Source organism: Pedobacter hartonius, assembly GCF_900107535.1.
Lineage (GTDB): Bacteria > Bacteroidota > Bacteroidia > Sphingobacteriales > Sphingobacteriaceae > Pedobacter > Pedobacter hartonius.
In genome coordinates this window covers 755,618-772,052 of the sequence record NZ_FNRA01000001.1, presented here as the reverse complement: position 1 = coordinate 772,052, position 16,435 = coordinate 755,618, and the positions used below count along the sequence as shown (strand labels likewise).

Annotated in this window: 8 protein-coding genes and 1 rRNA gene; 8 read left to right on the top strand and 1 reads right to left on the bottom strand. The window is 44.4% G+C overall.

Annotation, left to right across the window (positions count from 1 at the left end):
* The 8 genes from rrf to BLW16_RS03400 all read left to right on the top strand — a co-directional run.
* Positions 1–76 (top strand): 5S ribosomal RNA (rrf, locus tag BLW16_RS24135); the annotation flags it as partial.
* A 391-nt stretch (positions 77–467) separates the two neighbouring features.
* Complete coding sequence (locus BLW16_RS03430; protein ID WP_090555148.1) at positions 468–1,088, top strand: RNA polymerase sigma factor; 621 nt, start codon at positions 468–470, stop codon at positions 1,086–1,088.
* Between the two features lie 37 nt (positions 1,089–1,125).
* Positions 1,126–2,319, top strand: coding sequence for a FecR family protein (locus BLW16_RS03425; RefSeq protein WP_090555147.1), 1,194 nt, complete (start codon positions 1,126–1,128; stop codon positions 2,317–2,319).
* A gap of 135 nt (positions 2,320–2,454) precedes the next feature.
* Entirely contained in the window at positions 2,455–5,778 is a 3,324-nt protein-coding gene (locus tag BLW16_RS03420; RefSeq protein ID WP_090555146.1) for a SusC/RagA family TonB-linked outer membrane protein, read from the top strand.
* 10 nt (positions 5,779–5,788) lie between these two features.
* Positions 5,789–7,393 carry a RagB/SusD family nutrient uptake outer membrane protein gene (locus tag BLW16_RS03415; protein WP_090555145.1) on the top strand — a complete coding sequence of 535 codons (1,605 nt, stop codon included), beginning with the start codon at positions 5,789–5,791 and terminating at the stop codon, positions 7,391–7,393.
* 49 nt (positions 7,394–7,442) lie between these two features.
* A complete protein-coding gene (locus tag BLW16_RS03410; protein ID WP_090555144.1) occupies positions 7,443–9,434 on the top strand; it encodes a glycoside hydrolase family 127 protein in 1,992 nt (663 codons plus the stop codon).
* Positions 9,435–9,528: 94 nt separating this feature from the next.
* Positions 9,529–11,559 carry a beta-L-arabinofuranosidase domain-containing protein gene (locus BLW16_RS03405; RefSeq protein WP_090555143.1) on the top strand — a complete coding sequence of 677 codons (2,031 nt, stop codon included), beginning with the start codon at positions 9,529–9,531 and terminating at the stop codon, positions 11,557–11,559.
* 256 nt (positions 11,560–11,815) lie between these two features.
* Positions 11,816–12,796 (top strand): acyl-ACP desaturase, encoded by a 981-nt coding sequence (locus tag BLW16_RS03400; protein WP_090555141.1) that lies wholly within the window; start codon positions 11,816–11,818, stop codon positions 12,794–12,796.
* Between the two features lie 81 nt (positions 12,797–12,877).
* Here BLW16_RS03400 and BLW16_RS03395 read toward each other — a convergent pair whose 3' ends face one another.
* Positions 12,878–16,255 (bottom strand): methylmalonyl-CoA mutase family protein, encoded by a 3,378-nt coding sequence (locus BLW16_RS03395; RefSeq protein ID WP_090555139.1) that lies wholly within the window; start codon positions 16,253–16,255, stop codon positions 12,878–12,880.
* Positions 16,256–16,435: the final 180 nt, after the last annotated feature.

Here is a 16,435-nt window from a genome sequence, read left to right as displayed (position 1 = left end):
TTCCGAACAGAGAAGTTAAGCCCACCAGAGCCGATGGTACTGCGGTAACACGTGGGAGAGTAGGTCGGTGCCAAATCTTAAAGAAAGCCTTTCAGGAAACTGAAAGGCTTTTCTTGTATACGGGGGTTTCGTGTTTATATCCTTCTTTTTACTTTTCTTGTATATGGACTTTTTATTATAACAGGTATGCTTGGTCAGAATGGCTTATTTTGTTATAAATGACTACTTTATAATTCACCGTAATTCTTCTAAACTATAGTTCTTTGTGTTAATTCCTTTTAGCATACCAGTCAGGGTCAATTAATTTCTGTAGATTATACAGTTTAAAAAAAATAGTTCTAAAACTTTCTTACATTCGTTATACCAATTATAATACCTGTACAATTAACGCCCTTTGTTATTATGTTCTGCATAATGATATTTAAGGCTGTTGAGGTATTATGTTTTAATTTAAAAACATAGTAGTGATGAAACCTCAGTTAAGTGAAGCCGAGTTATTGAACCTCATTTCAAATGGGGATCAGGAAGCATTTGCTATCATTTACACAACCCACCTCAATAATATTTATCGCTACGTTTTCAGCATCTGTTATGCCAAAGAAACAAGCGAAGAAATTGTACAGGAGCTTTTTATCAAAGTATGGGAGAACCGTGAACATCTTATCCATGTTATCTCCCTGAAACCTTATTTATACAGGTCTGCAAAAAACTTACTGCTGAACCATGTACACAGGTCAAAGATTAAATCAAAAGTATTTGATCTGATCGAACTCGCTAAACAAAAGGAAGTAAATTCCACATCTGATAGTGCCTTGATGTATAATGATTATTATAGAATAGCCCAGCGTGCAATCGATCTTTTGCCTGAAAAAAGGAAACAGATATTCAGATTGCGGTTAAATGATGAGCTGTCTCTCGATGAAATAGCAAGCAAATTATGTATTTCCAAAAGTGTAGTTAAAAAGCAGCTTTATAATGGGATAGGCTTTGTCCGCAGGTATCTGCATAAGCATGAAATCATCATACTGGCCATCTGCCTCCAGGGCTCTTATCAATATTTAAGGGCATTAAAAAATATTTTCTTTTAAAGGGGTTCTTTCCTCATCTCCACTTGTCTTAAGTGGTATGGGCCAAGATATTCCTACTCAATTTTTTGAAAAAATAAAAAAACAGGCTTCTACTGAACAGGATCATCAGCAATTCAATGAGTGGTTACATACCGCCAGTGAATCAGAGTTGGAAAAGATATTGGATCAGTATGGCTGGTATTTTCAAAATCAAACCGATGAACTTCATCCGGATAGCGACCGTATGACAGCTGCTATCATCAACAGGATCAGCGGCAGTGAGGGAGTAGCTGAGGCCGGTGAAACCAAACACAAACGTATATTTCTTTGGTCTGCCTTTGGAAAGGCGGCCGCTCTTGCGATGATGATAAGTTCTATAGTTCTCTTTTACTATTTCAAAAAGAAGGACGTTCATCAGACTACATACACGACTGTAAATATGCCCGTCCGCAAGATTGTTCCAGGTGGAAATAAGGCAGTTTTGATTCTGGCTGATGGATCTTCCATTATGCTCGACTCTGCAAAAAACGGGATGCTGACCACTCAAAATAATGTTCATGTATATAAGTTGAAAAATGGTCAGTTGTTTTATAATGCCACTGCTTCAAAATCTAATCACAAAATGGCCTTTAATACCATTATTACGCCGCGGGGCGGTCAGTACCAGGTAATTTTGCCCGACGGGAGCAAGGTATGGCTGAATTCCGAATCTGAACTCCGTTATCCTTCAGCGTTCGCCGGTAATCAGCGCGCTGTGGAATTAATTGGAGAAGCCTATTTTGAAGTAGCTAAGGATAAAAAACGTCCCTTTAAGATTAGCATAAATCATATGCAGGTTGAGGTATTGGGTACCCATTTTAATATTATGGGATATAAGGATGAAGCCGCTACTAAAACTACACTGCTCGAAGGATCGGTAAGAATCATTAAAGGGTTGTCACAAAAGCTGATCGTCCCTGGAGAGCAGGCAACGGTAGCTGAACATATTGATGTTGCTTCCGTGAACACAGAAGAGGCAATTGAATGGAAAAAGGGGAATTTTAATTTTTCTCATGAAAAACTGGGAAGTATTATGCGGAAGGTTGCCCGTTGGTATGATATAGAGGTAGATTACGAGGGGAAAACTACAAATGCCACTTTTGTAGGTACCATCCCTCAGTCTAAAAACATTGAAGAAGTATTGAAATATCTTGAATTAACCGGATTAGTACACTTTAAAATCAATGAAAGGAGAATCACAGTTATGCCATAAACTTTACTCAGGGCAGTCTCTATATTAAAAAACCAGGAAGCGCAGCGAACGCTTTCCTGGCAAAATTTTGGGAATTAAACTGCCAATAATCGAACTACCAATTACAACCAAATCTAAACCCAAATATTCAAATGTATGAAATTTTATTTTCAAACAGGATACCGGCTGCCTGCCTTTATCCTTAAACTTTTGTTGGTAATGAAACTTACCCTCGTTTTATTGATCACAGTTTTTCTGCAGGTCTCCCATGCCAGTTACGGACAGACGATCACTTTTAAAGGTAATGATGTCACAATGGAAAGGTTTTTCCAGGTGATTCAGAGCCAGACGTCATTTAAGGTCTTATATGCGGAGGAAATGCTTTCGGGTGTTGGCCATACCGACCTGAATCTGAAAGGGGCTGGTGTGGAAGATGCACTAAAAGTTTGTTTTATGAATAAACCGCTGACCTACACCATTAACAATAACGTGATCGTGATTAAGGTGAAACCGGCAATGGAAGTTACTGAACAGAAGGAAAGACAAAAACAGCCTGTCACCATTACAGGTAAAATAACAGATATGCAAAATGTACCCCTGCCGGGTGTAAATGTTACGGTAGTTGGTACAGCCGTTGGTACGACCAGTGATACCTATGGTAATTACCAGATCAGGCTGCCTGATAATACAGGCAGGCTCAGGTTTAGCTCTATAGGATTCATTACTACTGAAATTGCCGTTGCTGCTGGCACTAGAGTGGTTGACGTGCATTTAAAGGAGGAGCCGCGCGACCTGACCGAGGTTGTCGTTGTGGGATACGGAACGCAGCGCAAGGGTGATATTACCAGTGCAATAGCCAGCGTTAAGTCGGAGAACTTTGTAAAGGGCTCCGTTACTGATGCTGCACAGCTGATTCGCGGAAAGGTAGCAGGATTGGCTGTGGCCACAACGGATGGGAACCCGACCAGTACTTCTCAGATTAACCTGAGGGGTATCACCACATTATTATCGGGAACATCACCGCTGGTTTTGATTGATGGGGTGCCGGGAACTTTAACGACCGTCGCGCCGGAGGACATCGAGTCCATGGACGTATTGAAGGACGGTTCGGCAGCTGCCATTTACGGTACCCGCGGAACCAATGGTGTAATCCTGATCACGACAAAGAAAGCTAAAGCGAACACCCCGCCCGGTATTGAGCTCAATACCTATTTCACCACCCAGCGGATCACCAAAAAACTGGAATTCCTGAATGCCGACGAATACCGGCAGCTTGTTGCCCAGAAGAAACCGGGTGCTACCGACTACGGTTCTAATACCAACTGGTTAGACCAGGTTACACAAACACCTTTTTCACAGGTATATAACCTGAGCCTCAAAGGGGCTACCGAGAATACCAGTTATGTGGTTAACCTCAACTACAGGAACCTGCAGGGGATCCTGAAACAGTCAGATAACAATGTCCTGTACCCCAGGATAGAAGTTAACCACTCCATGTTTGACGGCAAATTGAAACTGAATGCAAATATCAGCGGATTTCAACAGCGGTACTATGCAGGTACAGCATCACTTAGCACATTTACCGGTGGATACAATCCTGCTGTGTATAGAAATGCACTGACCTATAATCCTACAGACCGGCCTAAAGATGATAATGGTAATTATATTGAACATCCTGATAAAACGGATTATCAAAACCCGGTTTCACTACTGGAGAATACTATTGGTTTAACAAAAAATAATAACCTGCGTACTATTGGAACAGTCAGCTATTTACCCATAAAAGACCTGAACATTAAGCTCCTGGGATCGCGCGATCTGAACAACGGCAATACAGGTTATTATGAGACCAAAAAGCAGTATTCGGCTGTTCACGATGGAAGGAATGGTTATGCCTATGTCAGTAATACCAGAACACAGGAAGACCTGATTGAATTAACAGCTACCTATAATAAAACGATTAATGATCACCAGATCAATGTACTGGGCGGCTATAGTTGGCGGCAGTTTGATCTGCAGCAATCATACATGACGAACTTTGATTTTCCGGCAGATGATTTTACTTACAATAATATAGGAGCTGGTCTGGCCCTTACCCGCGGGCAGGCATTGATTAAATCCTTTCAAAGCCAGAACAGGCTGATCAGTTATTTTAGCAGGGTGAATTATAGTTATATGGATAAATATTTACTTTCCGCGAGTATACGGCGTGAGGGATCAACGAAGTTCGGGGCGAACCATAAATACGGAAATTTCCCCGCAGTTTCTGTTGGATGGAATATCAAAAATGAAAATTTTCTAAAGGAGAGCACTACCCTGAGCAACCTGAAGTTAAGAGCTGGTTACGGGATAACGGGAACAGAACCGGCATTACCCTACCAGTCGCTCGACAGATTGAATTTTAATACATATGGGTATTTTAACGGGCAGTTTATCCAGGTAGTGAACCCTTCGAGTAACGCCAATCCTGATCTCCGCTGGGAGAAAAAATCTGAGGTGAATATTGGGCTGGATTATGGTTTTTTGAAGAACAGGATCAGTGGTACGATAGATGTATACAGGCGTAAAACTACAGACCTGCTGTTTGCCTATCCGGTTGCAACACCTCCATATCTCTACAATACGATCGTGGCCAATGCAGCATCTATGCAAAACGAAGGTATAGAAGTCCAGATCAATGCCATTCCGGTTACGACAGCGAATTTCCAATGGAACACTTCGGTCAATTATTCTACGAACAGGAATAAACTCCTGTCCCTGTCAGACGATAACTTCCAGCTGGCAAGCGGTTTCTTTGACGTAGGTAATACAGGAGAGCCTATCCAGCAGGCCACCAGCCGCGTGCAGATTGGGCAGCCGCTTGGTAATTTCTATGGCTTTAAAAGTATCGATATCGATGATACCGGGCACTGGATCATAGAGGGAGCAGACGGTAAGCCGAAACCTATCGCTAACCAGCAGGCCAGTGACAAGAAGATTCTTGGCAATGGTCTTCCCAAACATTACCTCAGCTGGAATAATACATTCAGCTATAAACAGTTTGATCTGAATATAGGGATGCGTGGTGCCTTTGGTTTCCAGATCTTTAATTCACCGCAGCTGTTCTATAGTGCTCCGGTAATGCTTACACGTGGTAACCTGCTGAAAGGCTCGTATGACAAAATTTATAACAAAGTTCCCCTGGCGGACGACCAGTCGTTACAGTATGTAAGTTATTATATACAGAAGGGCGACTTCTGGAAGATAGACAATGTTACTCTGGGATACAATGTGCCGCTGAAACTGAAAGGGGTGAAGTCAGTCCGGGTATACGCGTCGGCATCTAACCTGAAGACCTTCACCAGTTACAAAGGAATAGACCCGGAGGTTTCTATCATTACTTCTGACAGTAGTTCCGGTGTACTGGCTCCGGGAGTGGACGACAAAAACAGGTACCCAGCAACATCAACATATACTTTAGGTGCATTTTTCACCTTTTAAAAATATTTCTATGAGAATTAAAATCTATTCACTGGCTGTGATTTTGCTTTTAGCTACTTTAATCACGGCCTGCAAAAACAGCCTCGAGGAGGTTGTTTATTCGGATGTAACCTCATCTAATTATAACTACGATAATCCCAATTCCGCAATCGGCATCGTTTATGCCAATATGCGGAACATGTTTGGTCACCAGAATTATTATATGCTGCAGGAAACCACGAGTGATGAACTGGTGATGCCTGCAAATGCTTCGGGCTGGGATGACGGAGGGATCTATAAACATATGCATTTGCATACCTACAATTCTGAAGATCCGCAATTGAACGGAATGTTTAACAGCTTTTATTCGGGGATCATTAATGCCAACAGGATTATTGAACAGGTCGAGTCGGGCGTCATTGTTCCGCCATCTGGCGTCAGTAAGGAGACGCTGACTAGCGAAATACGGATAGCACGCGCCTTTTATTACTGGCTCGTATGTGATAATTTCGGGAATGCACCGCTGGTGACCGGTACGGCCGATAAGACGTTGCCTAATACCGCGTCAAGGAAGGATATCTACAATTTCGTGGTTACAGAGATCAACGCTTCATTACCTGCGTTAAGTGAAAGCCTGGATAAAAGCATGTATGGCCGTTTCAATAAATGGGCTGCCAAAGCACTGCTCGCCAATGTGTATCTGAATGCCCAGGTATACAGTGGTGAGACCAAATGGGCAGAATGTTTGGCGCAGTGTAACGACATTATAGGGAAATACTCACTAGAGGCTAATTACGCCGATATTTTTAAATCTCAAAACGAGAACTCCCCTGAAATCATCTTTGCTATTCCTTTTGACCAGACACTGGCACAAGGCTTTTTCCCGGAAATGTATTCCTGGCATGGTGCGCTGAAAGGCAAAAAGAACATGCAGGCTACGCCATGGGGTTCGGGATCGGCTATGGGAGTATCCCAGTTCATTGATACGTACAGCCCTAATGATGAACGCCTTGGCGATACCTGGCTGATAGGCCCCCAGTTTGCCGTTGACGGCAGCCCGCTTTTGGGCTCGTATGACCAGGCAGGTAAACCTCTGAATTTTACAAAAAATCTGCCTAATGGTTTGTTCACCGGTGAGTCTGAAGGCTACAGGATGAATAAGTTTGAAGTTCAGCTCAATGCAATGCAGAACCTGAATAACGATTTCCCATTTTTCCGTTACGGACAGGTGCTGATGATGAAGGCAGAATGTCTGCTGAGAACGGGCGACGCCGGGCAGGCTGCAACACTGGTATCGCAGGTACGTGCCCGTGCCTTTAAAAAGAACCCTGCGGAGGCCCCCGTTACTGCAGCTGCCCTGCAGCAGAATTCCGTCTACAAGTTTGGCTATGTTGAAAATTACAACATTGTAAACGCGGGTGATCAAAGCACTATCCAATATGGTAAGTTCCTTGATGAACTGGGCTATGAATTCGCCTGGGAAGGGTTCAGAAGAAGGGATGATATCCGTTTCGGAGTATACACGAAAAAAAGCTGGCTTTCGCATAAGCCGCTGGGTGAGGACAAGATCCTGTTTCCAATACCGCAACCGGCTTTAAATTCAAATCCGAACCTGAAACAAAATCCTGGTTATTAATCATGATGACAGCCTGAGCCTTTTTCAGGCTGTCTTTAAATCACCTCATATGAAATTATTAAAAAAGAGTATAAATTTATTTTTCGCCTCTTCTATCTTATTTGCGGGATCAGTAACTGCACAGGGAAATCCCGCGCAAATGAGATCTGTAAACTTTTCGAAGGTACAGATCAGCGATAAATTTTGGTCGCCCCGCATTCAAACTGTTACCAGTGTTACTATTCCTGTTTGTATCGAGCAGACGGAAGTGATCACACCGCGCATCAGGAATTTTGAAAAGGTTGCGCGTAAACAGGGCGAGAAACACGAGGGGATCTATTATGATGATTCTGATGTGTATAAAGCACTGGAAGCGATCGCATACTCCCTGAAAAATCATCCCGATGCAAAGCTTGAAGCCAAGGCAGATGAATGGATAGATAAAATAGCCGCTGCCCAACTGCCTGATGGGTATCTGAACACGTATTATACCCTGACCGGACTTGATAAACGCTGGACGGATATGGAAAAACATGAAGACTATAATGCAGGGCATCTGATTGAGGCAGCTGTTGCGTATTACAATACAACCGGCAAGCGGAAGCTGCTGGATGTAGCCATCAGGGTGGCCGATAACATCGATAGTACGTTCAGGCTTGCAAACCGGAATTGGGTATCCGGACATGAGGAAATAGAGCTTGCATTGGTAAAACTGTACAAAGCGACGGGCAAACAGAAATACCTTGATCTGGCCGACTGGTACCTGCAGCAGCGTGGACACGGCTATGGAAAGGGAGCCATCTGGACAAATAAGGAAATGGGTGAAAAGTATTGCCAGGATGATGTGCCGGTAAAGGACCAGACACAAATTGAAGGTCATGCAGTAAGGGCTATGTATTTATATACCGGTGCCGCCGATGTGGGTGCCGCCAAACATGATCCCGGTTATCTGAAGTCGATGCGCACAGTATGGGAGGATGTGGTTTTCCGCAATATGTATATCACAGGAGGGATCGGTTCTTCAGGCAGCAACGAAGGGTTCTCTACAGATTATGACCTGCCAAACAAGAATGCCTATTGTGAGACCTGCGCATCAGTTGGAATGGTTTTATGGAATGAACGGATGAACCTGCTGACCGGGAATGCACAGTATGTTGATGTACTGGAAAAAAGTCTGTATAACGGGGCACTGGATGGCCTGTCATTGAGTGGCGACACCTTTTTCTATGGGAATCCGCTGGCTTCTGATGAAGATAACCAGCGCAGCAAGTGGTTCGGTACTGCCTGCTGTCCTTCTAACATAGCCAGACTGGTTGAATCGCTTGGTAATTACATCTACGCATCTTCAGATCAGGCTATATGGGTAAACCTCTTTGTGAGCAGCAGCACCAGCATCCCCCTGAAAAAAGCTACTGTACAGATCCGTCAGGAAAGTAACTATCCATGGGAAGGAGTGATCAGGCTGACCGTTGATCCAAGTTCGAAAATAGCCTTCCCACTGCATATCCGTATCCCAGGATGGGCAAATAATGAACCTGCTCCCGGCTCAACTTACCAGTTTACAGATAGAGTTGACAGTACTGTCAGCCTGTCGCTGAATGGTAAACCCGTAAAGTATACCCTAAAAGACGGTTATGCAATTGTAAACGGTCAATGGAAAAAAGGGGATGTAGTGACACTTACCTTGCCAATGCCGGTAAGAATGGTTAAGGCCACGGACAGCATTAAAATGAACAGGAACAAAATCGCTTTGCAAAGAGGGCCCCTGATGTATTGTGTGGAGCGGTTTGGGAAAGACCAGGAACAATCTTTTGTGATTCCCGAGCAGGTTGCTTTCAATACGTCTTTTGATAAGGAACTCTTAAACGGAGTGGTGGTGCTTAAGGCGGAAGTGCCTTTCCTGATGCCTGCAGATAACGGGAAAAGCATAAAAACTGAACAGGGTACCCTGACAGCAATACCCTATTATAGCTGGGCTAACCGCGGACATTCACAGATGGATGTCTGGCTGCCAACCCGTATCAGCAGCATTGATGTAAAGGCCAGTAAAGATGATAAATAGGTAATTCCGTTTTATAAACAAATGTTTTACAGACAGGACAAACGCTGCAATTTTGAACAAAACAAGCTATTGCTTTTATTTAAACAGATTCATAATGAGAATATATATTGCGTTTTCAATACTTTTTACAACGCTTACGCTGAGTATTTACGGACAGGCCGTAAATAAAACCTTAGCGCAGAACTATGCCGGGAGCCGTGCACCGCTTCGCCAGAATCCCTACATAGAATTACCCCTGGGAGCAATTAAACCCCAGGGATGGCTCAGGGAAATGCTTATCCGCCAGAAAAACGGTGCAACGGGAAACTTGGATAAGCTTTACCCTTTGGTGATGAATGAGCGCAATGGCTGGTTAGGCGGAGATGGCGACCAATGGGAGCGTGGACCATATTGGGTTGACGGACTGCTGCCACTGGCCTATATTTTAAACGATAAGGCACTCATTGCAAAAGTAAAGCCCTGGGTAGAGTGGTCCATCAAAAGCCAGCAGCCCGATGGGTATTTCGGCCCCTCCAAAGATTATGCGCATGAAGCTGGCCTGCAACGCAACAACAGCAAGGACTGGTGGCCAAAGATGGTCATGCTTAAGATCTTAAAACAATACTATTCTGCTACGAATGACAAGAGGGTGATCAAACTCATGACAAATTACTTCAGGTACCAGTTAAAGGAACTTCCGCAAACACCGCTGGATCACTGGACTTTCTGGGCCAGATACCGTGCCGGCGATAACCTGATGGTGGTTTACTGGCTCTATAATATCACGGGCGACAAATTCCTGCTTGACCTGGGAGAGCTGATCCATAGCCAGAGTTTTGACTATACCAATGCTTTTTTACATACAGATCTTTTATCCACTTCAGGGAGTATTCATGGCGTTAACCTTGCGCAGGGTATGAAAGAACCGATGATCTATTACCAGCAGCACCCTGATCAAAAGTATCTTGATGCTACGCAGAAGGGGTATGCCGATCTTAAGAAATATAACGGGGTTGCCAATGGTTTGTATGGAGGGGATGAGGCCCTGCATGGTAACAATCCTACACAGGGCGCTGAGTTGTGTTCGGCTGTTGAAATGATGTTCACACTGGAAAGCACGCTGGAAATAACCGGGGATGTGAGTTATGCAGACCAGCTTGAAAAGATCGCATTTAATGCTTTGCCCTCGCAGGTGGATGAGGATTTTATCAACCGACAGTATTTTCAGCAGGCTAACCAGGTCATGATCAGCAGGCATACCCGTAATTTTGATACCAACCATAGCGGTACAGACCTTTGTTATGGCTTATTGTCGGGATATCCCTGCTGCACTTCCAATATGCACCAGGGCTGGCCCAAATTCACACAGAATTTATGGTACGCCACTGCCGATAAAGGGCTTGCGGCGTTGGTTTATTCGGCCAGTGAAGTGAAGGCATATGTAGCGGATGGCGTGGAAGTAACATTTAAGGAAGAAACGAATTATCCTTTTGAGGAGTCTGTGAGGTTTACAGTGAATACCGGTAAGGTAAAAGCTGTCTCTTTTCCCTTCCATCTCCGCATCCCGCAATGGTGTAAAAGTGCAACGATCAAGGTGAATGATGAGGTTCTGCAGCAGGCTGAGGGAAACCAGGTTGTTAAGATCAACAGGGAATGGAAGTCGGGCGACAAGGTAGAACTGGATCTGCCCATGCATATATTTAAACAGACATGGTATGAAAACTCCATGTCAGTGGAGCGTGGCCCGATCACGTATGCCCTGAAAATCGGAGAAGAGGCGAAACTGGTAAAAAACGATAAAGACCCGATTGACTATGGCAGTTCCTATATGGAGATTTCAGCAACTACGCCCTGGAATTATGCACTACCTGAAGGGCTTGATGCAAAGATGGAAGAAAGTTTTAAGATTGAAAAAACTGAAGTATCTGCCGCCTGGCCATGGACAGCAGCAAATGCGCCTCTGCGTATAGTGACAAAGGGAAGGCGGATTCCCTCCTGGCAGTTGTACAATGACATGGCGGGCCCGGTGCCGTACAGCCTGAACTATGACAGGGAACCCGGCTATAAACCTGAAGACATTATCCTGATTCCTTATGGTTGCACAAGACTGAGGATTTCCCAGTTTCCTGTGATCAGCGGACAATGATGTATTTAAATTTTATTAAATCATATTTATGATGTTGCAGCCTGAAAACTTATCCTGAAGGAGGTTCGTATTGATGTATATAACCTTTTGCCAAACACAATTATCATTTTGCTGTTGTATAGACAGAAACAATAATTATTAATTATTTTATTCTGAAAAGAAGAATTATTGCTCCCGATCCGCTATTTAAATAGCTTGAAAAAGCATTATGAAATAATTTTGGTTATCTTTGTCCCTAAACTAAAGCACACATATAATGAGTTTTTTTGCTGAAAAAAGAAGAGAAGTAATGCTTCACATCGAGCACTATATGCTTGAAATGATGGATTCTTATCTTAAACCAATTGATACAAATTGGCAGCCTACTGATTTTTTGCCTGTTTCTACCAGTGAAACTTTTTTGCAGGATATTAAAGCTCTCCGTGAAAATGCGAATGACCTGTCTTATGACCTGGTTGCGGTATTGATCGGAGATACAATAACAGAAGAAGCATTACCTACATATGAATCATGGTTAGCCATGGTTGAAGGTGTAAGCCGTAGCGAAGAAGGTGGATGGATGAGATGGAACCGTCACTGGACTGCGGAAGAGAACAGACATGGTGATCTGTTAAATAAATATTTATACCTGTCCGGCCGGGTTGACATGAGACAGATGGAGATCTCCACCCAGTACCTTATTGCTGATGGATTTGATATCGGTACGGGACATGATCCTTACCGTAATTTTATTTACACCAGCTTCCAGGAACTGGCTACGAATATCTCTCACCGAAGAGTGGCTTCTCTGGCAAAAAAAGACGGGGATACCTTACTTTCAAAAATTTGCGGCGTAATTGCATCTGATGAAGCAAGACATGCAAAAGCATATAAGGATTTTATGTCCAAGATCTTTGAAGTTGATCCGAATGAGGCGATGATTGCTTTTGAAGATATGATGCGTAAGAAGATCGTTATGCCGGCGCACTTCCTTAGGGAAATGGGTATGAAGATGGGACAGACTTTTGGCCATTTCACCGATGCTGCACAGCGTTTGGGTGTATATACTGCGGTTGATTATGTAGAGATCATGCAGCAATTGATTGAGGAGTGGAAACTGGAAAGTATGCGCGATCTAAATGAAGCCGGAGAAAAGGCACGTGATTATATCATGGCTTTGCCAAACAGGTTGTTGCGTGTGGCTGAGCGGATGAAAAACCCTACGATAGATTATAAATTCAGCTGGATCCACGCGTAGTCTTTCTAAAAAAATATGAAAAGGCCTGAAGTACTTCAGGCCTTTTTTTGTAATCCCCGGATACCTGTTTTGCGACACCGCTTACATATTCCTCCTGTATTGCCCTCCAACTTCATAAAGTGCTTTGGAGATCTGACCCAGTGAACAGACCTTACAGGCGTCCATCAGCAGCTCAAAGATATTTTCTCCTTTGACCGCTGTCAGCTGCAATTTCTTTAGTATACTTTCTGTTTCCTCTGCATTCCGGGTCTGGAATTCATGCAAAGCCTGAATCTGGTATTGTTTCTCCTCTTCGGTTGCCCGGATCACTTCGCCCGGTACGATGGTAGGTGATCCCTTCTTATTTAAAAACGTATTTACACCTATGATGGGGTATTCTCCCGAATGTTTAAGGGTTTCATAATACAGGCTTTCCTCCTGTATCTTCCCGCGCTGGTACATGGTCTCCATGGCGCCGAGCACACCCCCGCGGTCGTTGATGCGTTTGAACTCCATGAGTACTGCTTCTTCCACCAGATCGGTTAAGTCTTCAATAATAAAGGCACCCTGTAAGGGGTTCTCATTTTTCGCCAGGCCCAACTCCCTGTTGATGATGAGCTGGATGGCCATCGCCCTGCGTACCGATTCTTCTGTAGGAGTGGTGATGGCTTCATCATAAGCATTGGTATGCAGCGAATTGCAGTTATCGTATATGGCATATAGTGCCTGCAGGGTAGTCCTGATATCATTGAAATCGATCTCCTGTGCATGTAATGACCTTCCGGAGGTTTGAATATGGTATTTCAGCTTCTGAGAGCGGTCATTTCCTTTGTACTTGTTTTTAATGGCCTTTGCCCAGATCCGGCGGGCAACACGGCCGATCACTGCATATTCCGGGTCTATCCCGTTGGAGAAGAAGAAGGACAGGTTAGGAGCGAAATCGTCGATATGCATCCCCCGGCTGAGGTAGTATTCTACAAAAGTAAAGCCATTGCTGAGGGTAAAGGCCAGTTGCGAAATAGGGTTTGCACCTGCTTCTGCAATGTGGTATCCCGAGATAGAGACCGAATAGAAGTTCCTCACTTTCTGGTCTATGAAATACTTCTGGATGTCGCCCATCATCCTCAGGGCAAATTCTGTAGAAAATATGCAGGTGTTCTGCGCCTGGTCTTCTTTCAGGATATCGGCCTGTACTGTTCCGCGGACGGAACTCATTGCATGGGCGCGGATCTTCCCGTACACATCAGGAGGCAGCACCTGGTCACCCGTAACACCAAGCAGTAATAAACCCAGGCCATCGTTGCCTTCGGGCAGTTCTCCCTGGTAAACAGGCCTTTTTAGCCCTTTATCAAGATAGATCTGATCTATCTTTTTATTGACCTCGTCCAGCAGCTGGTTGGAGATGATATATTTTTCACATTGCTGGTCTATTGCTACGTTCATGAAAAAGCCAAGTAACATAGGGGCTGGACCATTGATCGTCATAGAAACTGAAGTAGAGGCCGAGCACAGGTCGAACCCCGAGTATAGTTTTTTTGCATCGTCGAGGGTGGCGATGCTTACTCCTGAATTGCCTATTTTTCCGTAGATATCCGGCCTTGAATGGGGGTCTTCACCATATAGCGTTACGGAGTCAAATGCTGTGGACAGTCGGTGTGCCGGTTGCCCGAGCGACACATAATGGAACCTTTTATTGGTCCTTTCCGGCCCGCCTTCGCCTGCAAACATTCGTGTCGGATCTTCGCCCTCGCGTTTTAAGGGGAATACTCCTGCGGCATAAGGGAACTCACCCGGTACATTTTCTGTTAACAGCCAGCGGAGGATATCTCCCCAGTCCTTATAGCGGGGCAGGGATATCTTTGGGATATTGAGCTGTGAAAGGGATTCATAAAACAGTGGCTGTTTGATTTCCTTGTCCCTTACGTGGTAAACAAAGTATTCTTCTCTATATTTTTTGACCGTTTCGGGCCATTCCCTGATCAGTCTTCTGCAATTTCCGTCAAGCTGTTCCTCCAGGCGAAGATAAATGTCGTTCAGGGAAGCTGTCAAATGAGCTGCTGCCGGGTCGTTCTCTTTTGACAGGGCTATTACTCCTTTTAACTGGTAAAGCTGCGTGGCAATGGCGCTCTGGCGGTTTACCCATTCATTGTACTGCCCGCTGGACTCGGCAATTTCGGCCAGGTAACGTGTTCTGTCAGGCGGAATGATGTAGATCTTTTCAGAAGCTCCGGCGGTCATGATCATCTGCGTTTTAAAATCTGTTCCTGTCTTCTCCCTGATCTTTGTAAGGAGTGCCACAAAGAGGTTGTTCATTCCCGGATCATTGAATTGGGAAGCCATTGTACCGAAAACTGGAATTTCTTCGTCTTTGGTGTCAAACAGGTTATGGTTTCTTTTGTACTGTTTGCGCACATCACGGAGGGCGTCCAGTGCGCCTCTTTTGTCAAATTTATTGATGGCTACGAGGTCTGCAAAATCAAGCATGTCGATCTTTTCCAGCTGAGTAGCTGCGCCAAATTCGGGAGTCATGACATAGAGTGAAACATCACAATGTTCGGTGATCTCGGTGTCTGACTGTCCTATACCAGAAGTCTCCACGATGATCATATCATAACCTGCAGCTTTACAGATATCAATGCTTTCCTGTACATTCACGGAGAGTGCCAGGTTGGCCTGCCGGGTAGCAAGGGAGCGCATATAAATCCTTGGATTATCGATTGCGTTCATCCGGATACGGTCGCCGAGCAAAGCACCCCCTGTTTTTCTTTTCGAGGGATCTACAGAAATAATGGCCAGTGTTTTGTCTTTCACTTCCATCAGGAAGCGCCGCACCAGTTCATCTACAAGCGATGATTTTCCTGAACCTCCGGTACCGGTGATCCCCAATACCGGTGCCTGACTTTTGGCCGTTAGTTTTTTTAGCTCGTCAACAAAAGACTGTGCGGCTTTAGGGTCATTCTCCGCAATAGTAATAGCCGTAGCGATGCTTTTTACCTCCCTCAGGGGGATCATTTCCAATTCATTGGTAATTGCCGTGGCAGTAATGAAATCGGTCTGCTGCAGCATATCATTGATCATACCCTGCAAGCCCATTTTGCGGCCGTCATCAGGCGAATAAATCCTGGAGATACCGTACGCCTGCAGTTCCGCTATTTCATCGGGCAGGATTACGCCGCCGCCGCCGGCAAATATTTTGATCTGTTTTGCGCCCCGTTCCTGCAGCAGATCATACATATATTTGAAATACTCCATATGCCCGCCCTGGTAGGATGTCATTGCGATGCCCTGAACATCTTCCTGAATGGCGCAATTGACCACCTCTTCAACTGATCTGTTATGGCCAAGGTGAATGACCTCTGCCCCCGAAGACTGCAGAATACGCCGCATGATATTAATTGTTGCATCATGGCCGTCGAATAATGCCGCTGCTGTAACAAAGCGTATTTTATGTTGTGGCTGATAGCTTTTAACCTGTTCCATCAATGAAATTATATTTGGTCCGTAAAGTTAATAAAACTTATACAGCCCTGTATCATAACAATGTACACAGAACATTTTACAAGCCACCATGCTACAGATCATCTCAAAAAAAAATGAACATTAGTTTCGATGCCTTCTGGCGCGCTTCAGCGGCAGGCAGCATCGAAACTAATGTTCATT

What these genes read in the sequence shown, in the direction of transcription:
- BLW16_RS03430 (WP_090555148.1), top strand. Translation starts at nt 468, where the DNA reads ATGAAACCTCAGTTAAGTGAAGCCGAGTTATTGAACCTCATTTCAAAT.
- BLW16_RS03425 (WP_090555147.1), top strand. Translation starts at nt 1,126, where the DNA reads ATGGGCCAAGATATTCCTACTCAATTTTTTGAAAAAATAAAAAAACAG.
- BLW16_RS03420 (WP_090555146.1), top strand. Translation starts at nt 2,455, where the DNA reads ATGAAATTTTATTTTCAAACAGGATACCGGCTGCCTGCCTTTATCCTT.
- BLW16_RS03415 (WP_090555145.1), top strand. Translation starts at nt 5,789, where the DNA reads ATGAGAATTAAAATCTATTCACTGGCTGTGATTTTGCTTTTAGCTACT.
- BLW16_RS03410 (WP_090555144.1), top strand. Translation starts at nt 7,443, where the DNA reads ATGAAATTATTAAAAAAGAGTATAAATTTATTTTTCGCCTCTTCTATC.
- BLW16_RS03405 (WP_090555143.1), top strand. Translation starts at nt 9,529, where the DNA reads ATGAGAATATATATTGCGTTTTCAATACTTTTTACAACGCTTACGCTG.
- BLW16_RS03400 (WP_090555141.1), top strand. Translation starts at nt 11,816, where the DNA reads ATGAGTTTTTTTGCTGAAAAAAGAAGAGAAGTAATGCTTCACATCGAG.
- BLW16_RS03395 (WP_090555139.1), bottom strand. Translation starts at nt 16,255, where the DNA reads ATGGAACAGGTTAAAAGCTATCAGCCACAACATAAAATACGCTTTGTT.